General features: G+C 67.1%; 20 protein-coding genes. 12 read left to right on the forward strand and 8 right to left on the reverse strand.

Annotation, left to right across the window (positions count from 1 at the left end):
- Positions 1-174: 174 nt before the first annotated feature.
- From AC6CIE_RS01745 to AC6CIE_RS01760, 4 genes are all read right to left on the reverse strand, one after another.
- A complete protein-coding gene (locus tag AC6CIE_RS01745) occupies positions 175-771 on the reverse strand; it encodes a transglycosylase SLT domain-containing protein (protein ID WP_056563184.1) in 597 nt (198 codons plus the stop codon).
- Between the two features lie 206 nt (positions 772-977).
- A complete protein-coding gene (acnB, locus tag AC6CIE_RS01750) occupies positions 978-3,569 on the reverse strand; it encodes a bifunctional aconitate hydratase 2/2-methylisocitrate dehydratase (RefSeq protein ID WP_218344622.1) in 2,592 nt (863 codons plus the stop codon).
- Between the two features lie 324 nt (positions 3,570-3,893).
- Positions 3,894-4,787, reverse strand: a complete 894-nt coding sequence (locus tag AC6CIE_RS01755; RefSeq protein ID WP_498090901.1) for an FxLYD domain-containing protein — start codon at positions 4,785-4,787, stop codon at positions 3,894-3,896.
- Positions 4,777-5,655 carry an FxLYD domain-containing protein gene (locus tag AC6CIE_RS01760; protein ID WP_367352678.1) on the reverse strand — a complete coding sequence of 293 codons (879 nt, stop codon included), beginning with the start codon at positions 5,653-5,655 and terminating at the stop codon, positions 4,777-4,779. Before AC6CIE_RS01760 ends, AC6CIE_RS01755 begins: the two co-directional genes overlap by 11 nt.
- 325 nt (positions 5,656-5,980) lie before the next feature.
- Here AC6CIE_RS01760 and AC6CIE_RS01765 point away from each other — a divergent pair, with 325 nt between their 5' ends.
- Entirely contained in the window at positions 5,981-6,745 is a 765-nt protein-coding gene (locus tag AC6CIE_RS01765) for a TSUP family transporter (RefSeq protein WP_175183967.1), read from the forward strand.
- Positions 6,746-6,880: 135 nt separating this feature from the next.
- Here AC6CIE_RS01765 and AC6CIE_RS01770 read toward each other — a convergent pair whose 3' ends face one another.
- From AC6CIE_RS01770 to AC6CIE_RS01780, 3 genes are all read right to left on the reverse strand, one after another.
- On the reverse strand, positions 6,881-7,321 hold the full coding sequence (locus AC6CIE_RS01770; protein WP_105239654.1) for a CBS domain-containing protein: 441 nt from the start codon (positions 7,319-7,321) through the stop codon (positions 6,881-6,883).
- 120 nt (positions 7,322-7,441) lie between these two features.
- Positions 7,442-8,446 (reverse strand): acyl-CoA dehydrogenase family protein, encoded by a 1,005-nt coding sequence (locus tag AC6CIE_RS01775; protein ID WP_498090903.1) that lies wholly within the window; start codon positions 8,444-8,446, stop codon positions 7,442-7,444.
- A gap of 11 nt (positions 8,447-8,457) precedes the next feature.
- Entirely contained in the window at positions 8,458-9,612 is a 1,155-nt protein-coding gene (locus AC6CIE_RS01780) for an acyl-CoA dehydrogenase family protein (RefSeq protein WP_498090905.1), read from the reverse strand.
- 206 nt (positions 9,613-9,818) lie between these two features.
- Here AC6CIE_RS01780 and bktB point away from each other — a divergent pair, with 206 nt between their 5' ends.
- On the forward strand, positions 9,819-11,000 hold the full coding sequence (gene bktB / locus AC6CIE_RS01785; RefSeq protein WP_175138076.1) for a beta-ketothiolase BktB: 1,182 nt from the start codon (positions 9,819-9,821) through the stop codon (positions 10,998-11,000).
- A 58-nt stretch (positions 11,001-11,058) separates the two neighbouring features.
- Here bktB and AC6CIE_RS01790 read toward each other — a convergent pair whose 3' ends face one another.
- Entirely contained in the window at positions 11,059-11,802 is a 744-nt protein-coding gene (locus tag AC6CIE_RS01790; RefSeq protein WP_343738885.1) for an IclR family transcriptional regulator, read from the reverse strand.
- A 149-nt stretch (positions 11,803-11,951) separates the two neighbouring features.
- On the opposite strand from AC6CIE_RS01790, the gene AC6CIE_RS01795 reads away from it, so the two are divergent.
- The 10 genes from AC6CIE_RS01795 to AC6CIE_RS01840 all read left to right on the forward strand — a co-directional run bounded on the left by AC6CIE_RS01795 (position 11,952) and on the right by AC6CIE_RS01840 (position 23,497).
- Positions 11,952-12,755: an enoyl-CoA hydratase gene (locus AC6CIE_RS01795; RefSeq protein ID WP_498090907.1), complete on the forward strand. Its 804-nt coding sequence runs from the start codon at positions 11,952-11,954 to the stop codon at positions 12,753-12,755.
- The gene (locus AC6CIE_RS01800) at positions 12,752-14,836 is read left to right on the forward strand and encodes an acetate--CoA ligase family protein (RefSeq protein ID WP_498090908.1); all 2,085 of its coding nucleotides are present in this window, start codon (positions 12,752-12,754) and stop codon (positions 14,834-14,836) included. Before AC6CIE_RS01795 ends, AC6CIE_RS01800 begins: the two co-directional genes overlap by 4 nt.
- A 32-nt stretch (positions 14,837-14,868) precedes the next feature.
- Positions 14,869-15,837, forward strand: a complete 969-nt coding sequence (locus AC6CIE_RS01805) for a Bug family tripartite tricarboxylate transporter substrate binding protein (RefSeq protein WP_175123652.1) — start codon at positions 14,869-14,871, stop codon at positions 15,835-15,837.
- 3 nt (positions 15,838-15,840) lie between these two features.
- A complete protein-coding gene (locus AC6CIE_RS01810) occupies positions 15,841-17,043 on the forward strand; it encodes an acyl-CoA dehydrogenase family protein (protein ID WP_498090910.1) in 1,203 nt (400 codons plus the stop codon).
- Between the two features lie 6 nt (positions 17,044-17,049).
- Positions 17,050-18,069, forward strand: coding sequence for an acyl-CoA dehydrogenase family protein (locus AC6CIE_RS01815; RefSeq protein WP_498090912.1), 1,020 nt, complete (start codon positions 17,050-17,052; stop codon positions 18,067-18,069).
- 41 nt (positions 18,070-18,110) lie between these two features.
- Positions 18,111-18,881 (forward strand): class I SAM-dependent methyltransferase, encoded by a 771-nt coding sequence (locus AC6CIE_RS01820; RefSeq protein WP_175123650.1) that lies wholly within the window; start codon positions 18,111-18,113, stop codon positions 18,879-18,881.
- A 188-nt stretch (positions 18,882-19,069) separates the two neighbouring features.
- Entirely contained in the window at positions 19,070-19,822 is a 753-nt protein-coding gene (locus AC6CIE_RS01825; RefSeq protein WP_175123649.1) for a GntR family transcriptional regulator, read from the forward strand.
- The gene (locus AC6CIE_RS01830; protein WP_218344633.1) at positions 19,773-21,089 is read left to right on the forward strand and encodes a malonyl-CoA decarboxylase domain-containing protein; all 1,317 of its coding nucleotides are present in this window, start codon (positions 19,773-19,775) and stop codon (positions 21,087-21,089) included. Before AC6CIE_RS01825 ends, AC6CIE_RS01830 begins: the two co-directional genes overlap by 50 nt.
- Before the next feature lie 52 nt (positions 21,090-21,141).
- A complete protein-coding gene (locus tag AC6CIE_RS01835) occupies positions 21,142-21,951 on the forward strand; it encodes an enoyl-CoA hydratase/isomerase family protein (protein ID WP_498090914.1) in 810 nt (269 codons plus the stop codon).
- Between the two features lie 4 nt (positions 21,952-21,955).
- Positions 21,956-23,497: a malonate--CoA ligase gene (locus AC6CIE_RS01840; RefSeq protein WP_313369599.1), complete on the forward strand. Its 1,542-nt coding sequence runs from the start codon at positions 21,956-21,958 to the stop codon at positions 23,495-23,497.
- The last annotated feature ends 39 nt before the right edge of the window (positions 23,498-23,536 follow it).

Raw genomic sequence — 23,536 nt, forward strand, 5'->3', positions numbered from 1 at the left:
TGCGGCGCGGGGGATTTTTTTGGCCTGTCGCCGCATAGGTGCACAACGGTGTCTGACACCCTCGGCACAACGGTGTCTGACACCCTCGGCACAACGGTGTCTGACACCCTCGGGAGACGATCCTCAGCCTGTACCGCCGTCTCTGCGGGTGTCAGACACCCGACAGGCGACGCCTTACCAGAACCATCCGCCCCGCGACAGGCTCGACTCGCAGCTCTTGTACTGCGCGGTAAATTTCTCGGCGCGCGCCTGCACTTTCTGCGACACGGTCTTCAACCACGCCTTACGGTCATAACTACGGTTGCGGTATCCGGTCCAGCCTTCGTGATAGTTCAGGTACTGCCCATACGCATCCCACTTAGAGATCCCGTTGATGCGCTGCGTCTTGCTCATGTACCAGCCCATGAAGTCGAGCGCGTCGGCAAAATTGTCCCGGCTGGACGTCCAGCCGCCCGCTTCGCGCTTGTAGTCGGCCCAGGTTTCGTCCTTGGCCTGCGCATACCCATAGGCGGAACTGACGCGGCCCCAAGGGATGAAGCCCAGAAAGTAATAGCGCGGCGGCAAAGCGTCGTGCTTGAAGGACGACTCCTGGTACATCATCGCGATGGGCACCGGCACCGGGGCGCCCCATTTCTTCTGCACGTCCAGCGCCGCGTCGTGCCATTCCGGTTTCTCTCGGAAGATGGCGCAGATGTTGTCGGGATTCGAGGGCGGCGCGGTGGCGCAGCCGGCTAGCGTCAGCAACAGCGTCGGCGGCAATAGCCGGATCATTGGCAGGCTTCCTCCAGGAAAAATGCGCCGGGGCTTCTCCGGCGTTGGCGGCCGACGTCTCACCGGCATGCCTGGATTGTATTGAAACGTTTCGTTATACAGGCTGCGCGCCGATCCGAATTGCCCGGATAAAGGCAAAAAAAACGGCCCCGGGCGATTGCGCGGGGCCGTTGTTCAGGCTGTCAGGCCTGGCAGGGGAGTCGGGATCAGACCTCGATCACGTCCGCCACGTCCTTGTAGTCGGCGATCTTGTCGAAGTTCAGATACTGGTAGATCTGGTCGCCGCTCTTGTTGATGACGCCCATGTCGGCCATGTACTCGTCCTTGGTCGGGATGCGGCCAAGCTTCGAGCAGATGGCGGCCAGTTCGGCCGAACCCAGGTACACGTTGGTGTTCTTGCCCAGGCGGTTCGGGAAGTTGCGGGTGCTGGTCGACATGACCGTCGCGCCTTCGCGGACCTGCGCCTGGTTGCCCATGCACAGCGAGCAGCCCGGCATTTCGGTGCGGGCGCCGGCGGTGCCGAACACGCCGTAGTGGCCTTCCTCGGTCAGTTGCGTGGCGTCCATCTTGGTCGGGGGAGCGACCCACAGCTTGACCGGGATGTCGCGCTTGCCTTCGAGCAGCTTGGACGCAGCGCGGAAGTGGCCGATGTTGGTCATGCAGCTGCCGATGAACACTTCGTCGATCTTGGCGCCGGCGACTTCCGACAGCGTCTTGACGTCGTCGGGGTCGTTCGGGCAGGCAACGATGGGCTCATGCACGTCGGCCAGGTCGATCTCGATGACCGCGGCGTATTCGGCGTCGGCGTCCGGCTCCAGCAGCTTGGGATCGGCCAGCCAGGCTTCCATCGCCTTGATGCGGCGGCCCAGCGTGCGCTCGTCTTCGTAGCCGTTGGCGATCATCCACTTGAGCATCACGATGTTGCTGTTGATGTACTCGATGATCGGTTCCTTGTTCAGGAACACCGAGCAACCGGCGGCCGAGCGTTCGGCCGAGGCGTCCGACAGTTCAAAGGCTTGTTCGACCTTCAGGTCGGGCAGACCTTCGATTTCCAGGATGCGGCCGGAGAAGATGTTCTTCTTGCCTTGCTTGGCAACCGTCAGCAGGCCTTGCTTGATGGCGTACAGCGGAATGGCGTTGACCAGGTCGCGCAGCGTGACGCCGGGCTGCAGCTTGCCCTTGAAGCGGACCAGCACCGATTCCGGCATGTCCAGCGGCATGACGCCCGTGGCGGCGGCAAAGGCCACCAGGCCCGAGCCGGCAGGGAACGAGATGCCGATGGGGAAGCGGGTGTGCGAGTCGCCGCCGGTGCCGACGGTGTCGGGCAGCAGCATGCGGTTCAGCCACGAGTGGATGACGCCGTCGCCGGGACGCAGCGACACGCCGCCACGCGTGCTGATGAATTCCGGCAGCGTGTGGTGCGTCTTGACGTCGACGGGCTTGGGGTAGGCGGCGGTGTGGCAGAACGACTGCATCACCAGGTCGGACGAGAAGCCCAGGCAGGCCAGGTCCTTCAATTCGTCACGGGTCATCGGGCCGGTGGTGTCCTGGCTGCCGACCGAGGTCATCTTCGGTTCGCAGTAGGTGCCCGGGCGGATACCCTTGCCTTCCGGCAGACCGCAGGCGCGGCCGACCATCTTTTGGGCCAGCGTGTAGCCGCGGCCGGAATCGACCGGATCCTTGGGCAGGCGGAACAGCGTCGAGGGCGCCAGACCCAGCGCTTCGCGGGCCTTGGCGGTCAGGCCGCGGCCGATGATCAGCGGAATGCGGCCGCCGGCGCGCACTTCGTCGAACAGCACGTCGGACTTGACCTCGAATTCGGCGATGACTTCACCGTTCTTGATGGCCTTGCCGTCGTAGGGGCGCAGTTCGACCACGTCGCCCATTTCCATCTTGGAAACGTCGAGTTCGATCGGCAGGGCGCCAGCGTCTTCCATCGTGTTGTAGAAGATCGGGGCGATCTTGTTGCCCAGGCACACGCCGCCAAAGCGCTTGTTCGGCACGAAGGGGATGTCTTCGCCCGTGAACCACAGCACCGAGTTGGTGGCCGACTTGCGCGACGAACCCGTGCCGACCACGTCGCCCACGTAGGCGACCAGGTGGCCCTTTTCCTTCAGGGACTCGATGAACTTGACCGGGCCGCGCTTGCCGTCTTCTTCCGGTTCGAACGCAGCGCCGTCGCGCTTGTTCTTGAGCATCGCCAGGGCGTGCATCGGGATGTCGGGACGCGTGGTGGCGTCGGGGGCGGGCGACAGGTCGTCGGTGTTGGTTTCGCCAGGAACCTTGAAGACCGTGATGGTCAGGCTTTCCGGCAGTTCCGGACGGCTGGTGAACCATTCGGCATCGGCCCAGCTTTGCAGCACGGACTTGGCGTTGGCGTTGCCCTTGTCGGCCTTTTCCTTCACGTCGTGGAAGGCGTCGAACATCAACAGGGTCTTCTTGAGCGCATCGGCGGCGATGGTGCCGATTTCCGCATCATCCAGCAGGTCGACCAGCGGGCCAATGTTGTAGCCGCCGAGCATCGTGCCCAGCAGTTCAGTCGCCTTGGCACGGCTGATCAGCGCACAAGCTTCCTTGCCCAGCGCCACGGCGGCCAGGTAGGAGGCCTTGACCTTGGCGGCATCGTCCACGCCGGCCGGCACGCGATGCGTCAGCAGCTCGACCAGGTTCTGCTCCTCGCCAGCGGGCGGGTTCTTCAGCAGTTCGATCAGTTCAGCGGTTTGTTTGGCCGTAAGGGGCAGCGGGGGAATCCCCAGAGCCGCGCGTTCGGCGACGTGTTGGCGGTAAGTATCCAGCATGTGAGGCCTGCTCAAAGTCGGGTTGGAAGAAGGGTTGTCGGCCGGAATTGTAGAAGCAAGTGGGGGCCGGTAGCAAATGTCTTATATCTTATATAAGACTTGAGCCGATAGCTGTTGTTCGGTGGCGACGCCTTGGCCGGGCGACGGGCGTCCCGCGTTAGTCGTCGGCTGCGGGCCTCGGGCGGCTGGAGTCATGCGGCAGGAGTCGGGCACGCGGCAGCGGGGTGGGGAGGTGGGGGCGCCTGGACGACAATGGCCCAGGCGCCCCGCAAAGAAAAAGCGGCCCCGAGGGCCGCTTCGGTATAAAAGCCCACCGCCAGCCGGTCAGGGCGCCGTGGCGTCGTACACCACGCCGACGCGGGCGAAGTTGCCGCCGTATTGCTTGACGTCCACCTGGAACGGCGCACTGTCGCCCGGCGGCAGACGCGGCACCCGCAATTCCTGGAACGTGGCGCCCGTGAGCTGATCCTGCGCGTCGTACAGGCTGACCCACACGCGCACCTTCTCGACCTCGCTGCTGCTGTCGTTGCGCACCCTGCCGTGCACCGTCACGTACTTGTAACGGAAGCGGTAGGTAAAGTTCAGCGTGCCGGTGCCGATGGCGGCTTCGGTGTTTTCCACCGTCACGGCCAACTGCGGACGCGGACCGGGCAGGGCAGCGCGTTTGGCGGGCAGCCAGTTGGTTTTCACCTCCGTAAAGCGTTCGACGCGCCCGGTCAGCGCCACGGGCACGCGCTCGCCAGGGTACAGATGCGTCGGCAGGCTCCAGGCCTGGCGCAGCTCGAGCGGACGCGACCCGTCGAACACCGCGATTTCCGCCCGGGGCGACAGCGCTACGAACTGGTCGCTGGTGTTGACCAGTTCGGCATACAGCACCGGGCGTTCGATTTCGTCCAGCAGCCGGCGAGGTGCGGACAGCTTCAACGCCCCGGCTTCAAACAGGGCGAAATCCGGGTCCAGCAGTTCTTCGGTGGTCAGACGGACATGGTCGATGACCCGCGTGTTGGCCGGGCTGACGCGCACGATGCGGCTGACGGGCGGCTTGGCCACCGGCGCGGCGGGTTTGGCCGCGGCCTGCGCCGGGGGCGGGGGCGGGCTGGCGGATCCCAGCGCGGCGTATTTCCACGCGGCATACCCGCCCGCGCCAAACAGGATCAGCGCCAGCCCTGCCAGGGCCGGCCGCGACAGGCGCCGGGAGGAGGAGGGATCAGCTTTCACTTTGCACCATGTAATCGTAGGAGGCGACCTCGCCATCGCGCAGCATTTCGCAGCGCACGTCGAAGGACGTCAGCGCGTCGGGGGCCAGCGGGCTGGCGGTCGCGTAGCCGTTGCCCGTGCCGATCAGGCCGCCGTCCGCGCCGTACAGCATGACGGTGATCTGCGTGCTGCTGGCAGGGTTGGTGCCCTGGTTGCGGATCAGACCGACCAGACGGTAATTGCCGTCATTGCGCACAAGCTGAACGCGGCTGGCAGCCACGTCGTTGTTCTTGCCGCGCGCGGGCGACGGCGTGCCGACCTGCAAGTCGTAGCGGCTGTACGCCTTGGACGGCAACGATATCTTCAGCGGCGTGTACTCCCCCGGTTCCAGCGAGCGCGCGGGCGCCGAGCCCGACACGGTGGACAGCGACAGGTCCCCCTGGAAGAACGATGCCGTCACGCGCGGCACGTCGATCTTCCGGCCGGTCTCGTTGCGCACGATCATGACCAGCTCGTTGCGCCCGCGCGTCTTGATCTCCTGCACGTCCGTCAGCTTGACCAGCGAGGCGTCGATGGGCGGTTCGACAATGCGGGCGGGCAGGGGCGACGGGCGCGAACCCAGCGATGAGACGACCAGCGGAATGACGACGGCGGCAAGGATCGCCGCCGAGATCGCCGCGATGGCGGCGGGCTTGATGGGCGCAGGCTTAGGCTGCTGGATGTTGCGCAGGATCTTTTCCAGCCGCTGCGCGACGTTGTCTTCGACCAGCGTCACCGCATGGCAGTGGCTGCACTGGTATTCGTTGGTGTCCAGCTTGGTGAAACTGGCGCTGCCGCACGTGGAGCAGGTCAGCGTCACCGTGTTGATAGTGGTCTGTTTGGGCGTCATTCTCGCTGGGCGTCTTTTGCGCTACGCAGGCGGTCCGGCCGCGCGCCGCGATCCGGGACGGCGCGGCGGGATCGGCGTGAAGGGCTTACCGGGCGGCAAGGATAGCGGCCGTCGGCCGCACCCGGGGTGCATGAGCGCATCAGTTTGTGACCATATGTGTGGAATCGGCGATATCGGGGCCGGAATGCGTGCCGCACCCGGTGCTATCATCCCCGGCGAAAAATCGTTGTCACATCAACTATTACGCTGCCGTTTCCCGTCGATCCGCTCTCCTGCCGCCCCAATTGGCGCGCAGCCGGGCAGAGCCGAGGTCTGGCTCTCCTGTATGAGCATCTATCAACATCTGCTTTTTCTGGCCTGCGTGGCGCTTGCCACCTATGCCCAGACGATGACGGGCTTTGCGTTCGGCCTGGTGCTGCTGGGCCTGTCGGGCGTGTTCCAGCTTGCCTCGGTATCCGAGGTGGCCAACGTGGTCAGCGTGCTGTCCCTGGTCAATGCGGGCGTCACCTTGCTGCGCGCCAAGCCGCAGGTGAACTGGTCGCTGCTGACTCCCGCCGCGGTAAGCAGTCTGGCCGGCGTCGGGGTGGGCGTGGCCGCGCTGACGTGGATCAGCGGGTCCATGGCGGTGTTGCTGCAATTGCTGCTGGGCGTCACCATCCTGGCGTGCGCCATTTTGCTCGTGACGCGGACCCAGCCGCTGGCGCAGTTGTCGTCCCGCACTTCCAGCGTATTTTTCGGTGGCGTTTCGGGCGTGCTGGGCGGCCTGTTTTCCAGCGCCGGTCCGCCCATGGTCTATCACCTGTACCGCCAGCCGCTGCCGTTGGCCACCATCCGCAACAGCCTGCTGATCCTCTTCTCGCTCAATGCCACAGTGCGCCTGGCGCTCGTGACCGGGCAGGGCGCGTTCATGGTGTCGTCGTTCTGGTTGAGCGTGCAAGCGCTGCCGGTCGTGATCGGCGTGACGTGGTTTGCGCGCCGCTACAGCACCGAGAATTCGATGAAGAAGGTCAAGCGGATGGTGTTCGTGCTGCTGCTGGCCGCCGGCCTGGGGCTCATCGTCCCGGCGACGAGGATATTGGCGGCCGGCTAGATACGGCCGGTTAGGCGCGGCCGGCTAGGTACGGCCGGTTAGGTGCGGCCGGCTAGGCGCGGCCGGCTACGCGCTGTCGGCTAAGCGCGGCCCATCGGGCGCAGCCGGCGAGATACCGCCGGCCTTACTCACCCGTCAACCACGCTCCCCCGTGATGTAGCGCTCGAGTTCATGAATGATGAATTTCTGCTCGCTCATCACGTCCTTGACCAGGTCGCCGATGGACAGCAATCCGATCAGCTTGTCGTTGTCGATGACCGGCAGATGGCGGAAATGCCGTTCGGTCATCATGGCCATACAGTGTTCCCGCGTGTCGGTGGGGCTGACGTAATACACCGAGTCCGTCATGATGTCGCGCACCTTGGTCGTGCGCGACGACCGGTCCTGCAGCACGATCTTGCGCGCGTAGTCGCGTTCGGTCAGCATGCCCAGCACCACGTCGCCTTCCACCACCACCACCGCCCCGATGCTGCGGTCGGCCATCGTCTTGATCGCGTCGAAGACCGACGAATCCGGCGAAACCGTTACGACGGCGTGATTGGCCTTTTCCCTGAGAAGCTCAGCAACTGTCTTCACGATGTGCTCCCGAATCGGTGGTGAGGATCGAAGCACCATCCTAAGCCTGCCTGCGGCATTGCCGCAAGCAGGGCGCGTTACATCGTGTTTTTGACGCGAAACGCTGGCGCGGATCGGCCTTCATGCCGTTTCCTTGCCGTACAACGCCGTACGCAGATAGGTCAGCGCGTCGCTGCGGCTGCTGAGGGCGTCAGCCCCGATGCGGTCATGCCAATACGATTCCGATCCCGCCGCGAGCCGCCATTCGCGCAGCCTGCGCGTATACAACTGCAGGTCGTACTCCTCGGTGACGCCAATGGCGCCGTGCACCGCGTGCGCGATGTCGGCCACGCGCGGCACGGCCTGGCTGGCGCGGGCCTTGCCCAGCGCGGCGAGCAGCGGACGGGGCAGGCCGTCATTGCCCTGAAAAGCCAGTTGCGCGGCCATGCGGGCGGCCCACACCTGTTCGGCCATCTCGCTGATCTGCTGCTGCACGGCCTGAAAGCGCCCGATGGGCTTGCCGAACTGCGCGCGCTGGTTCGCATAGTCCAGCGTCATCGCCAGCACGCGGTCCATGGCGCCCGCGATCAACCCCGCGTAGGCGGCGGCCGCCATCGTATCCAGCGGCGCCGGACTGTCGAGGCGTTCGGCGTCGGACAGCGCGCAGGAAACGCCGCCGTCCAGGCTGCCGTGCACCCCGTTGGATTCGACGCGCACCGCTTGCATGTGCAGCAGCCAGGTCTGGCCATCGATGCCAGCCAGCACGTAGTCAGCGCTGCGCGCCCACGCTACGCTCACGCCCGCGATGCGCCCGCCGTCGATCGCAAGGCCGTGTGGCGCCAGCGCGATGGCCCCCGCCGCCTGCGGCCGCTGCACGCGGCTCAGCCACGCGCGCGCCAGCAGCGTATGAGCAATGGGGTAGGGGCACAGATGGCGCCCCGCCGCCAGCACGACGGGCAGCACATCGGCCAGGCCCAGGCCCGCGCCGCCATGATCTTCCCGCACCAGCGCATCCGCGAATCCCGCATCCTCGCAGGCCTGCCACGCGTCACCGGACGGCTGGCCCCGCTCCACGCGCCGGATGACATCCGGGGTGCAGGTCTGGGCAAAAAGGCGTTCGGCGGCGTCGCCAAAAATGTTGTCCATGACGGTCGTCCTTATCGAAGGCCAAGGCCGCGGGCAATGATGCCGCGCAGGATTTCGCGGGTGCCGCCGCGCAGCGAAAACGTCGGCGCGACCTGTTCCAGATAGGCCAGCGTGCGCAGCAGCGGAAGCGGCACGGGGCGGTCGGAGTGCCTGCCCAGCGTATCGCCGATCAGGCGCGGAATCGTCTGTTCAAGCTCGGTGCCCAGATCCTTGACCAGCGACGCCTCCGTGGCGGGGCTCAGGCCCGCCGCCAGCTGGCCGGCCACGGCCAGCGACATCGCGCGCAGCACCGCCATCTGCGACAGGATGCTGCCCAGCGCTGTCCGGCTGGCGGCATCGGCATCGCCACCGCCATCGCGGCAATGCGCCAGCCAGCACTCCAGCAGAGCGATGCTGGAGTACAGGCGCTCGGGGCCGCTGCGCTCGAAGGCCAGTTCCGCATTCACTTGCGCCCAGCCGCCGCCTTCCTCGCCGATCAGCGCCTCGTCGGGCAATTCGACGTTGTCGAAGAAGACTTCCGAAAAGTGCGCATCGCCCGCCAGGTCTTCGATCGGGCGCACCGACACGCCGGGCAACGACAGGTCCACGATCACCTGCGACAGCCCCTGATGCCGGTCGTCCGCGGTGCCGGACGTGCGAACCAGCGCAATCATGTAGTGCGATCGGTGCGCGTTCGTCGTCCAGATCTTGCTGCCGTTCAACCGCCAGCCGCCAGCGAAGGGTTCGGCCCGGGTGCGGATGCTGGCCAGGTCCGAACCGGAGCCCGGCTCGCTCATGCCGATGCAGAAGAAGGCCTGCGCGGCGCAGATGCGCGGCAGATAAAAGTCCTTTTGCGCTGGCGTGCCGTATTTCAGGATGAGCGGCGCGCTCTGGCGGTCGGCAATCCAGTGCGCCGACACCGGCGCGCCCGCGCCCAGCAATTCTTCGGACAACACGAATCGCGCAAAGTGGCCGCGTGCCGCGCCGCCGTATTCGCGCGGCAGCGTCAGGCCCAGCCAGCCGCGTTCGGCAAGCTGGCGGCTGAAGCCCGCGTCAAAACCCATCCATGAACGGGCGCGCTCATCCGGCTCCAGGCCGTCCAGCGCATCGGCCAGGAAGACGCGCACCTCGGTGCGCAAAGCTTCATCCTCGGGAGGAATGGCAGTGAGTTCCAGCGTGTCGATCATCAGTCGCTCCGGGTCAGGCGAGGGCGCCGCGACAGGCGCCGACAGCCACTATCCGGGAATGCACTGATAGCTGTCCAATATTATTTTGCGGGTTTGCGATATGGGTTTTGTATCGAGTGGCGGGCAGTATGATGGAACGCACTTCATGGACCGCATCGCGCGACCCACAACGCACGAACCACAACGCACCACAAGGAGGAAACACCATGAATGAAGTCATCGTCGCTTCGGCCGTCCGCACCGCCATTGGAGATTTCGGCGGCGCGCTCAAGGATGTGCCCCCCTGCGATCTGGGCGCCACCGTCATCCGGGCCGCGCTGGAACGCGCAGGCGTCTCGGGCGACGAAGTCGGCCATGTCGCCGTTGGACACGTGATCAACACCGAGCCGCGCGACATGTACCTGTCGCGCGTGGCCGCCATGAATGCCGGCATCTCCAAGGAAACGCCCGCGTTCAACGTCAACCGCCTGTGCGGTTCGGGCCTGCAGGCCATCGTGTCCGCTGCGCAGACCATCATGCTGGGCGATGCCGACATTGCCGTGGGCGCTGGCGCCGAAAGCATGAGCCGCGCGCCGTACATCGCGCCGGCCCAGCGCTGGGGCGCGCGCATGGGCGACAGCGTCATGCTGGACATGATGACCGGCGCGCTGTCCGACCCCTTTGGCAAGATGCACATGGGCGTCACGGCGGAAAACGTGGCCGCCAAGTTCGGCATCAACCGGCAGGACCAGGACGCCACGGCGGCGGAATCGCACCGCCGCGCCGCCGCCGCGATCGATGCGGGTTACTTCCGCGACCAGATCGTGCCCGTGAAGATCAAGTCGCGCAAAGGCGAGATTGTGTTCGACACCGATGAGCACGTGCGCCGCGACGTCACGGCCGACAGCCTGGCGACGCTCAAGCCGGTGTTCCAGAAGGAAAACGGCACCGTCACGGCGGGCAATGCGTCCGGGTTGAACGACGGCGCGGGCGCGCTGGTGCTGATGAACGCGTCTGTCGCGGCCAAGCGCGGCGTCAAGCCGCTGGCGCGTCTGGTGGCCTACGCGCATGCGGGCGTGGACCCCGACATCATGGGCATCGGCCCGGTGCCGGCGACGCAGGCGGCGCTCAAGCGGGCTGGCCTGACGGTCGATCAGCTGGACGTCATCGAGGCCAACGAGGCGTTCGCCGCGCAGGCGTGCGCGGTGTCGCGCGAACTGAAGCTGGACGCCGCCAAGGTGAACCCCAACGGCAGCGGGATCGGCCTGGGCCACCCGATCGGCGCGACCGGCGCCATCATCACCACCAAGGCCCTGCATGAACTGCAGCGCGTGGGCGGACGCTATGCGCTCGTGACCATGTGCATCGGCGGCGGGCAGGGCATCGCCGCGATCTTCGAACGGATCTGATTCGTTCGGCTCGGCAAGCCCGCGAGGTTCCGGCAGCGCCGGATCCTCGCGGGTTTTTTCATGGGGCCTCCTGGCCCAGATAATCCTTTGCCCACGCCTGGCATTCGGCATGCAGCATTGCGCCCATCTGCGCCCGCCGCGGCGCGTCGAGCCGGCTGCTGATCGCGCCAAAACTGAACGCCACCCAGGTCAGCTCCGACACCGGAAACGCCACGCCCACGCCGGACACGCCGGGCGTGATGGTGTCCACGATCTCGGAGTATCCCGCGTTGCGCGTCTGCCTGACCGCCTTCATCAGCGCGGTGCTGGAGACGCGGATCTGCGCGTAGCTGGCCGCATGCCTTGCGTACAGCGCGGCGATCTCGTCGTCCGGCAGGGCCGCCATCAGCGCCAGGCCGCCCGCGCCCACGCCCAAGAGCCGCCGTTCGCCCTGGTCGATGGTGAATACCTTGACCGGAAATGAGCCGGCCTCGCGCAGCAAACATAGCGCGTAGTCGCCCTGGCGGATCACCAGGAACACGGTGTCGCCAGACAGGCGTGCCAGCTTCTGCGCGAACGGGCGCAGGGCGTCCAGCAAAGGCGTGCGCCGCAAGGCGGCAAACCCCAGTTGCATCGAATCCACGCCCAGCCGATAACGGCGGGTGGCGCGGTCGCGTTCGGCGAACTGTTCTTCCAGCAGGCAACTGAGCAGGCGGTGCGCCGTGGAACGCTCCAGGCCGGTGGCGGCCATGACGCCCTGCAGGTCGATGCCGTCTTCCTGGTGCTGCGCCAGCACGCGCAACAGGCCGAGCGCGCGTCGCATGCTCTGCGTGCCGCCGGTGGATCCTAGGTTGTTCATATTGTGGGAAAAATGGTTCGAATATTTTGTATTTTAGGATTTGCGGTGCGTTAATTCAATGCATGGAGATCGCGCTGCATCCGACGGCGCGGCATGACAAGGACGAGGAGACCATGGAATACGCCACCCTGGCCGTCGAACGGCACGACGCGGTATGCCGCATCAGTCTGGCCCGCGAATCCGCGCGCAATGCCCAGAGCCAGCAGATGCTGGACGAACTGGATGACGCCCTCTCGCGCGCCGAGCAGGACGATGCGGTGCGGGTGGTCATCCTGGCCGGCCGCGGCGCGCATTTCTCGGCCGGGCATGACCTGAAGGAAGCCCAGGCCAAGCGCGCCGACTTCACGGTCGAGGAACGCTGGGATTACGAGTCCCGCCACTACTACGGGTATTGCCTGCGCATCTGGGACTTCCCCAAGCCCACCGTGGCGCAGGTGCAGGGCGCGTGCGTGGCGGGCGGATTCATGATCGCCAACATGTGCGACCTGGTGGTGTGTTCGGACACGGCGTACTTCTCGGACCCGGTCGGGCACACCCTGGCCGCGGCCGCCACCGAGGTGCTGATTCATCCCTGGGTCATGGGGCTGCGCAAGGCCAAGGAAATGCTCTACACCGGCGAGAAGGTCGATGCGCAGGAGGCATTGCGCATCGGCATGGTGAACCGGGTGGTGCCCGAAGCCGAACTGGATGCCGCCACGCTGGCGCTGGCCCAGCGCATCGCGCAGGCGCCGCCGTTCGGACTGCGCCTGATCAAGCGGTCGCTGAACCGCACGGCGGACGCGCAGGGCTTTCGCACGGCGCTGTCGGCGCACTTCGACACGCATCAGTTGTCGCACCTGAGCGAGGAATTCCAGGCGGTGCGCGAGCGCGGCCTGGCGCAGGCCATCCAGCGCAACAAGAAAGGCGAAGCCGCATGACCTCACGCCTTGAACCGCTGCTGAATCCGCGCTCGATCGCCATGATCGGCGCCAGTGCCAACCCGGGCCGCATTGGCGGCATGCCGCTGGAACTGCTGACGCGCTTTGGCTTTTCGGGCGGCATCTATCCCGTCAACCCGAAATACCAGGAGGTCTTCGGCCTGCGGTGCTGGCCCGATATCGAAGCCGTGCCCGAGCCGGTGGACCTGGCGGTGCTGGCCATCGCCGCGGCCGACGTCACGCCCATGCTGCGGCGCTGCCATGCCAGGGGCATCTCCGCGGCCATCGTGTATGCCGCGGGCTTTGCCGAGGCGGGCGGCGAGGGCGCGCGTTTGCAGGACGAACTGGAGGCCTTCGTGTCGGAAAGCGGCATGGCGGTCGCGGGCCCGAATTGCATGGGCTTCGCAAACCTGAACACGCAGGCGCATACCGCCTTCGCGTCGGTCTTCAAGACCGCGCCGGCGCAGGAGGGGCCGGGCTCGGTCAGCCTGCTGACGCAAAGCGGCAACGTGTGCGCGGCGGTGTACGCGATCGCGCGCCGGCTGGGGCTGCCGTTCTCGCACTTCATCAACACCGGCAACGAGGCCTGCCTGGATTTTTCGCAGTACCTGGAATATCTGGCGGCGGACCCGCAGACGGAAATCGTGCTCGGCTACATCGAACAGTTGCGCGATGGCGGCCGCTTCGTGCGCGCGTGCCGCGAGCTGGAACGCCAGGGCAAGCTGCTGATTGCCTTGAAGGCAGGCGCCACCGATAAGGGCGCGCAGGCCGTGCAGTCGCACACGTCGGCGCTGGCCGGCGATCGCCGCGTGTATGCGGCTGCCTTTCGCCAGTTGAACGTCATCGAGGCCACGGACTTCGCGCAGATGGCGCATCTGGCCAGTCTGGCGACGCTGCGCCACCGCACGGCCGGCAAGCGCGTGGCGGTGCTGACGATGTCGGGGGCGCTGGGGGCCATCCTGGCCGACAAGTTCATCGGTGCGGGGCTGGATCTGCCAGACCTGCCGCCGGATCTGCAGGAGGTGCTGCGCGGCGGCATTCCGGATTACGGCATGGTGGGCAATCCGGTGGACGTGACCGGCAACGTGGTCAACGATCCCGCCTTTGTGCGCACCGTGCTGCAGGCGCTGGGCACGTCGGACGCCATTGATGCCGTGGTCGTGTATGCGCCCGGCTACATGCTGGACCGCATGGCCGACGCGTTGGCCGAAGCGTCCCGGGAGCACCCGCGGTTGTTCGTCGCCATCGATACGGGCCTCGCGCAAAGCCGTGCCGCGCTGCGCGAGGCGGAAGTCGCGGTGTTCGAGGATCTGGGTCTGGCCGTCGCGGCGCTGGCGCCATATTTGCTGTGGTGTGACGCGCGCACTGCCCGGCGGCAGGCGGCGGCGCCCGCACTGGATATGGCCAGCGCGCCGGCTCTGCCATGCAACGAAGCGGACGCTCGCGCCTTCGTGGCCGCATTCGGTCTGCCCCAGGCTGTCACTGCGGTGGCGCGCAGTGCGGACGAGGCCGTGCGCGATGCGCGCATTGCAGGCTATCCCGTCGCCCTGAAGGTCCTGAGCCCCGACATCGCGCACAAGACCGAAGCGGGCGGCGTCGCGCTGAACCTTGCGGACGACGAGGCGGTGCGCGTGGCCCATGCCAGCGTGACGCGGGCGGTGACGCGCGCGCAGCCCAATGCGCGTATCGACGGCGTCATGGTCCAGAAGATGGAGCGCGGTGTGGCGGAGATCATCGTTGGCGCCACGCGCGATCCGGTCTTCGGCCCCGTGCTGACGGTGGGCCTGGGCGGGGTGCTGACCGAGATCTACCAGGACACCAGCCACCGGCTCCTGCCGGTGGACGAGGACATCGCCTTGCAGATGTTGCAGGAGCTCAAGGCGTTTGCGCTGCTGGACGGTTTCCGGGGCAAGCCCCGGGGCGATCTGGCGGCGGCGTGCAGGAGCATCGTGGCCGTGGGCAACGCCTTGCTTGCCGCGCCCGCGCATGTGGCGCAAATAGAAGTGAATCCCTTGCTGATCAATGAGGCGGGACAGGGCGTTGCGGTGCTGGACGCGCTGATCCTGCCCGCAACCCCGTAGCGCGTCTGCGCATTCCTCAGGAGGAGACAAGCATGATCAAGACAATATTGGCCGGCGTCGCACTGGCCTGCATCGGCGCCACGAGCGTCGCGCAAGCCCAGGACAACTACCCCGCGCGCCCCGTGCGTATCGTGGTGCCGTTCTCGCCCGGCGGCGCGACCGACATCATGAGCCGTCTGCTGGCCGAAAAGTTGAGCGGAAAACTCGGCCAGCCGGTGATCGTGGAAAACAAGCCGGGCGGCGGCACCATGATCGCGTCCGATTACGTGTCCCGCGCCGAGCCCGACGGCTACACGCTGCTGATGGCCGCGTCGTCGCTGGGCATCGCGCCCAGCATCTACACCAAGGTCAACTACGACCCGGTCAAGGACTTCGCCCCGATCACGCAAGTCGCGTCGGTGGTTCACGTGCTGGGTGTCCACCCGTCGGTGCCGGCCAAGAATGTCGGCGAGCTGATCGCCTACCTGAAGGCCAATCCGGGCAAGGTGAGCTACGGCTCCGTCGGCACGGGCAGTTCAACCCACCTGGAGGCCGAACTCTTCAACAGCATGGCCGGCGTGCAGATGGCGCACATTCCCTACAAGGGCAGCGCGCCCGCGCTCAACGACCTGGTTGCGGGGCGTCTGCAGGTGATGTTCGATGCGTGGGCCTCGTCGGGCCCCTTCGTCAAGGACGGCAAGCTGCGCGCGCTGGCGGTCACGACGGCCAAGCCTTCGGCGTCATTGCCCGAGCTGCCCACGGTGGATGCGTCCGGCCTGCCGGGCTATTCGGCCATGCCGTGGCTGGGGCTGGTCGCGCCCGCGCGCACGCCGCAGCCCGTGATCGACAAGCTCTACCAGAACCTGGCGCAGATCCTGCAGCAGCCCGACGTGAAGAAGCAGTTCGAGGGGCTGGGGCTGGACATCATCGGCAGTGATCCCAAAGCCTTCGGCGCGTTCATCCAGAAAGACGTGGCGACCTGGGCCAAGGTGGCGCGCGACTCGAACATCCGGCTGGAGTGAGGCATGACGATGCAGCAAACCGCCGTGCCCGACAGCGCGGCGCTGGACGACGAGGCGTTCCGGCAGACGCTTCGGGGCTGGCTCGACACGGCCTACGCAGCGTTTGCACGGTCCTGGCCCGGCGGGGCCGACCCGCGCAATCTGGACTACCGGCGCGCCTGGGAAGACACGCTGTGCGCAAACGGCTGGTCCGGGCTGGGCTGGCCGGCGGCATACGGCGGCAAGGCGCTGCCGCTGTCGCGCCAGGCGGTCTTCCATGAAGAGCACGCGCGTTGCGGCGCGCCGCTGGGCGTGAACCTGATCGGCCACGGCATCCTGGCGCCCACCTTGCTGCATTTCGGGTCCGAGGCGCAAAAGCAGCGCTTCCTGCCCGGCATCCTGTCGAACCGCGAGGTGTGGTGCCAGGGATATTCAGAGCCGGGCGCCGGGTCCGACCTGGCCGCCGTGCGTACGCGGGCGGAACCGGCGCCGGGCGGCTTCCGCGTGAACGGCCACAAGATCTGGACCTCGTTTGCGGACCGGGCGCAGTGGTGCTTCGTGCTGGCGCGCACCGATCCGGACGCATCCAGGCACAAAGGCCTGAGTTTTCTGCTCGTGGACATGCGCAGTCCCGGCGTGCGGGTCGAACCCATCCGCCAGCTCACGGGCGAAGCCGAGTTCTGCGAGGTCTTTTTCGAGGACGTGTTCGTGCCGCAGGACGCGCTGCTGGGCGGATTGAACCAGGGCTGGCGCATCGCGATGGCGGCCGCAAGCTTCGAGCGCGGCACGTATTTCATCCCGCGACTCGTGCGTTTTTCGCAGGAGCTGCGCGAGGTGCGCGCGCTGGCGCTGCAGGCGGACAAGCAGGGCCGCGTGCCGGCGTCATCGGCATCGGTGCGGCATCGCTGGGCGCGGCTGGCGGCCGACAGCCACGTGCTGGCGCTGAAATCGCAGCGCGCGCTGGCCGGCGCGACGCGGGGCGATCCGCCCGGACCGGAAGGATCGTCCACCAAGATCCACTGGAGCGAGGCGCACCAGCGCCTGCTCGAACTGTCCATGCAATTGCTGGGCGAGGACGCCTGCCTCGGCGTGGACGCAGCCGACACCCGCGCGGCGTCGCTGACGCACGCCTATCTATGGTCGCGGGCCGAAACCATCCTGGCCGGCACGTCCGAGATCCAGCGCAACATCATCGCCGAGCAGATGCTCGGCCTGCCCAAGGGCTGACCGTAAATGAATCTGCATCTGAGTGAAGACCAGCGCATGCTGCGCGACGCCGCGCACCGTTTCCTGTCGCAGCGCCATCCGGTGGCCGTGGCGCGCGGCGCTTGTCATCAAGGTGCGCCGGCCCGCCAGGCGCTGTGGCGCGATCTGGCCGAACAGGGCTGGCCCGCCTTGCTGGCGCCCGAGGCACAAGGCGGACTCGGCTTGGGCATGCGCGAGGCCTGGATCGTCGCCGAGGAAGCGGGTCGCCATCTGCTGAGCCTGCCGCTCGTGTCCAACATGGTGATGCTGCCGACGCTGTGCGAGGCGGGTGGGGCGGTCGCGCAATGGGCTGGCGACATGATGGCCGGTGACACCTGGTACGCCGACGCGGCGTTGCGACCCGACGGGTCGGCCTTCATCGAAGGCGCCGGCGAGGGCGTGCGCGCGCTTGCCGTGCGCGAGGCCGGTCCGGCGTCCGTGCGGCTGGATCTGCTGTCGCCGGTGGCGGGCGTGGCGGGATTGGATCCGACCATGCCGGTTGGGGTCGCGGCGGATCCCGCGGTCCTGGAAAGCACCGATGTCCAGGTCAAGCCGAGCACGTGGCATCTGCTGCGCACGCGTCTGCGCCTGTTGCGGTCGGCGGAAATGTTGGGTGCGGCCTCGGCGGCGCTGGACGTGGCAGCGGGGTACGCCCGCGAGCGCCAGCAGTTCGGCCGCCCCATCGGCGCCAATCAGGCGATCAAGCATGGGCTGGCCGAGGACTGGATGGCGATGGACGATGCGCGGCTGGCGGGCTGGGCGGCGGCAACTGCCCTCGATGACCGCGCGGCGTCGGCGGCAACCGATTGCCTGTTCGCGCCGCTGCTGGCCGTCGAAGCCAGCCGCCGCGCCACCCAGAACGCGATCCAGACGCATGGTGCGCTGGGCGTGACCTGGGAGTGCGATGCGCATCTGTACCTGAAGCGCGTCCTGCGGCTGTCGGCCAGCCTGGAGGCTGAAGTGTCCGGCCCGGACCTGCTCGAGCGCATCTGGGAAGCAGCGGCGTAATCGGCGGCCGGGGACGGGGCGGCCGGCCTACAATCGCGCCCATGTACAAATCCAACTTCCCCTCCGAACTCGACCAGCCGACGCTTTCCGAAGCCGACGGCGTCCGCTATCTGCACTTCAACACCGAATGGGTGCAGGGCGCGATGAACATCAAGAGCCCCGCCGATCTGGTGCTGGAATACACCGCGCAGATGATGGCCTGGCTGCTGTTCCTGGAGCCGCCGAAGGAAGAGGCCATCGGCATGCTGGGCCTGGGCGCCGGGTCGCTGGCGCGCTTCTGCGCCAAGCACACGCGCGGCCCGCTGCTGGCCGTGGAATGGAATCCGCGCGTCACCGCCGCCTGCCACATGTTCTTCCGCCTGCCGGGCGCGAACCGCTTGCAGGTCGAGCACGCCGACGCCGGCGCGTGGGTGGCCGATCCGCTGAACGCCGGGCGCTGCCCGGTGCTGATGGTGGACCTGTACGACGCGGCCGCCGAGGGCCCGGTACGCGACAGCGTGAAGTTCTACCGCGACTGCCGCCGGGTCCTGGGCGACGTCGGCATCCTGGCCGTGAACCTGTTCGGCCGGCACGAAAGCTTCGGCAAGAACATCGACAACCTGTCCAAGGCCTTCGACGACCGCATCGTGCTGCTGCCCGAGGTCGAGGCCGGCAACCAGATCGTTCTGGCGTTTTCCGGCCCGAGCCTGGCGATCACCCCAGCTGAATTGCTGGCGCGCGCCGAGATCGTGGAAGGCAAGTACGGGCTGCCTGCTCGCCGCTGGGCGCGATCGTTGACGCGCCACGCGGTCGACGGAGTGCTGCATTTTTGATGGACGCACGCGCCATCGGCGGATTCATTCCGAATCGTCCCGGTCCAGCGATTCAACCTGCGCGAAGGCTTCGGTGATCCGCTGTTAGGGAAGGTCCCAATCCGCCCCGGCTTTACCTTTCTCCAGCCCCGGGTCTATCATCGGCTTATTCATAATTATGAATTACGGCATTTCCCCGCCGTCTGCCCATGACCCTACCTATCGTCCGGCAAGCCCTGTATCTGGAAGTCGCGGACCGCCTGCGCGGCATGATCCATGCGCGGTCGCTGCGTAACGGCGAATGGATCGATGAACTCCGCTTGGCCGGCGAAATGGGCATTTCGCGCACGCCGCTGCGCGAGGCGCTGAAGGTGCTGGCGACCGAAGGCCTCGTCCGGCTGGAACCCCGCCGCGGCTGCTTTGTGAACGAACTGTCCGCACAGGACCTGGAAGACATCTTCCCGCTGATGGCCATGCTGGAAGGGCGCTGCGCCTTCGAGGCCGCGCGCAAGGCCACCGACGCGCAACTGGCCGAACTGGAACCGCTGCACGCCGCGCTGGCCGGCCACGCCAAGGCGGGCCGCATCGACGCCTACTACAAGACCAATTACCTCATTCACGAAGCCGTCCAGGCGCTGGCCGGCAACCAATGGCTGTCCGACATGGTGGGCAATCTGCGCAAGGTGCTGAGCCTGTCGCGCCATCGCAGCCTGTCGCGGCCCGGCCGCATCGAGCAATCCTGCGCCGAACACCTTGCCATCTTCGAGGCCCTGAAGGCCCATGATTCCGACGCCGCGCAGGCGCTGGCGCACACCCATCTGATGCGCCAGCTTGAAGCGCTGCGCGTCCTTAGCAACGAAGACGCCGCCGACGCGGCGCCGTCCGATCCCATCGTCATCGAGGAGCCCGCCCATGTCCGCACCCGCCAATCTCGCGCCCGCGCGCGGCGCACGCACGCCTGAGCCCGAGGCCGATCTGGTCGATGCCGCCGCCGCGGCCGAAAGCGCCAGCCTGATCACGCGGCTGGGCCGCCTGTGGGAGCGCGGGCGCCTGCCCAGCGAATCCGAAGTCCGCCGCCTGTTCGAGGCGCGCCTGACCGACGTGGCCGCCAACAAGCTGGCGCGCCGCTGGTGCGAGCAATACGCCGCGGCCGACGGCAAGGATCGCCGCCTGATGCTGGCCGCGCTGGCGCAGATCCGCGCCACGTATGCGGGCGATGGCGGCGAGGGGGTGCGCCTCTTCAAGCGCTTCAACGCCCAGCCGCAAGGCCTGCGCTTTCTGGTGGAACTGCGCGCGGACATGCTGCGCTGGCGCAAGCAGGTGGCGGGCATCCAGTCGCTGGACAAGGAGCTGGAAGGCCTCTTGTCGGCCTGGTTCGACGTGGGCCTGCTGGAACTGCGTCCGCTGACCTGGGATTCGCCCGCGTCGCTGCTGGAAAAGCTGATCCTTTACGAGGCCGTCCACGAGATCAAGTCCTGGGACGACCTGCGCCACCGCGTGGCGCCCGACCGCCGCTGCTATGCGTACTTTCATCCGCAGATGCCGGGCGTGCCGCTGATCTTCGTGGAAGTGGCCTTTGCCAGCCAGATGGCCGACAACGTGCAGGTGCTGCTGGACAGCACGCTGCCGCCGCAGGACCTGGACAAGGCGCGCTGGGCGATCTTCTACTCCATCTCGAACACGCAACCGGGCCTCAAGGGCATCAGCTTCGGCAATTTCCTGCTCAAGCGCGTGGTCGAGCAGTTGCTGGAAGAACTGCCCAAGCTGAAGGCCTTTGCCACCTTGTCGCCGATTCCGGGCTTTACCGATTGGCTGGGCAAGCAGGACGCGCAGGCCGTCGAGGCGATCGTGCGCGAAGACAAGACGCGCGCCAAGGACCGTCAGCGTGAAGGCGTGCCCGACGGGCAGCGCTGGGTCGCGCGTCTGGCGAAGGCCGCGCAGGGCAAGGCGCCCGACGTGGTCAAGCGCGCCGGCTTCCGGCTGGCGGCCTGCTATCTGCAGTCGATGAAGAACGGTCTGCCGGTCGATCCCGTGGCGCGCTTTCATCTGGGCAACGGCGCGCGCATCGAACGCCTGAACTGGGCGGCGGACACCTCGCCCAAGGGCCTCAAGCAGTCGTGCGCCATGATGGTCAATTACCTGTATGACCTTGACGAACTGGACACCAACCTTCAGCGCCTGAACGAGGGCAAGCCGCAGATCAGCCGCGGCGTGGGGCGCGTGGCCTGACCGCCGGAAACACGGCGGCGGGTTCCTGACAATCACAACAAGGGCAGGGGACATGACGGAGAACGTGGCAGGCCAGAGCCAAGGCCAAGGCAGTGTGCGGCTCGATCGCGACGGGCATCTGGCCTGGGTGACGCTGTCGCACCCGGGACGCCTGAATGCGATCACGGTGGGCATGTGGCGCGAACTGCGCGATGTCTTCACGCGCATCGCGCAGGATGACGCCGTGCGCTGCGTGATCGTGCGCGGCGAGGGGGGCAACTTCGCCGCCGGCGCCGACATCCGCGAGTTCCCCGCCGAACGCGCCGACATGGCCGGTGTGCAGCGCTATCACCGCGAGATCCTGGCGCCCGCCCTGCGCGCCGTGGCCGAATGCCCGCAACCGGTCATCGCGCAGATCGACGGCGTGTGCGTGGGCGGCGGGCTGGAGATCGCCTGCCAGTGCGACCTGCGCATCGCCGGCGCGTCGGCCCGCTTCGGCGTGCCGATCAATCGCCTGGGTTTTCCGATGGCCCCGGACGAAATGCGCGGCCTGCTGGCGCTGGCGGGCAGGGCCGCCACGCTGGCCATTCTGCTGGAAGGCCGGGTGTTCGGCGCCGCCGAAGCCAAAGACCTGGGTCTCTTGACCCGCATCGTCGACGACGGCGACGTGGCCACGTCCGCCCGCCGCAGCGCCGACCGCATCGCCCAGGGCGCGCCGCTGGCCGCCCGCATCAACAAACGCTTGTCCGCCAGGCTCGCCACCGGCGCCGCCTTGACCGAGGACGAGTATCGCGATTATTTCTCCTATGCCGAAAGCCGGGACCACAGCGAGGGCGTGCGCGCCTTCCTGGCCGGCGAAGACCCATCCTTTACCGGAGACTAGACAGGTGAGCAACGCCAACCTATACGCTGTCCTGCAAGGCGGCTTTCCCAAAGACCGCAGCAAAGTCGCGCTGGAAACGCCCGACCTCCAATACACCTGGGACGACATCGACCGCGCGACCGCGTGCCTGGCGAACCTGCTGCAATCGCTGAACCTGCCCGACGGCGCGCGCGTCGCCGTGCAGGTCGAAAAGTCGCCCGAGGCGCTGCTGCTGTACCTGGCCACGCTGCGCGCCGGCCTCGTGTACCTGCCGCTGAACACCGCGTACCGCGAATCCGAAATCGAATACTTCCTGGGCAACGCCGAGCCGTCCGTCGTGGTCTGCGCCAGCAAGAACCTGGACTGGGTCAAGCGCGCCGCCGACAAGGCCAACTGCCCGCACGTCTACACGCTGGACGAGGACCGCACCGGCACGCTGCTGGACGCGGCCGGCGGCCTGTCGCAGACGTTCAAGACCGTTGAAAGCAAGCCGGACGACCTGGCCGCCATCCTGTACACGTCGGGCACCACGGGCCGCAGCAAGGGCGCGATGCTCTCGCACGGCAATCTGGCGGCCAACGCGCGCACCCTGCATGAATACTGGGGCTGGCGCGAGGACGACGTGCTGCTGCACATGCTGCCGATCTTCCACGTGCACGGTCTGTTCGTCGCGTCGCACGGCGCGCTGCTGGCGGGCGCCCGGATGATCTGGCTGCCCAAGCTGGACGCCGACCAGGCGCTGCACTATCTGCCGCAAAGCACCGTGATGATGGGCGTGCCGACCTACTACGTGCGTCTGCTGGCCGATCCGCGCTTCAATCGGGACGTCTGCGCCAACATGCGCCTGTTCATCTCGGGCTCCGCGCCGCTGCTGGCCGAAACGTTCTCCGACTTCAAGGAACGCAGCGGCCATCCCATTCTTGAGCGCTACGGCATGAGCGAAACCGTCATGCTGACCTCCAATCCGTACGACGCCGCGCTGGGCGAGCGCCTGGCGGGCACCGTCGGCCGCGCCTTGCCGGGTGTGGATGTCCGGGTGGTCGACGACGCCGGCAAGCCGCTCGCGCCGGGCGAGATCGGCAACGTGCAGGTGCGCGGTCCCAACGTGTTCTCGGGCTACTGGCGCATGCCGGAAAAGACGCGCGAAGAATTCACCGAAGACGGCTGGTTCAAGACCGGCGACGTGGGCCGCTGGGGCGGCGAGTCCGCCGGCCGCACGGCGCCGGACGACTATCTGTCGATCGTCGGCCGCAGCAAGGACCTGATCATCTCCGGCGGCTACAACGTGTACCCCAAGGAGATCGAGACGCTCATCGACGACATGCCGGGCGTGTCGGAGTCGGCGGTGATCGGCGTGCCGCATCCGGACTTCGGCGAGGCCGTCGTGGCGGTGGTGGTGCCCAAGGACGGCGCGACGCTGGACGCCTCGGCCATGCAGGCGGAGTTGAAGAGCCGCATCGCCAACTTCAAGGTGCCCAAGCGCGTTCATATCATCGACCAACTGCCGCGCAATACGATGGGCAAGGTTCAGAAGAACGTGCTGCGCGACACCTACAAGGCGCTGTAGTCCATACCGAAGCCGGTCCCCGCGGGGCCGGCTTTTTTA

This window comes from Achromobacter sp. GQ309 (assembly GCF_059759315.1).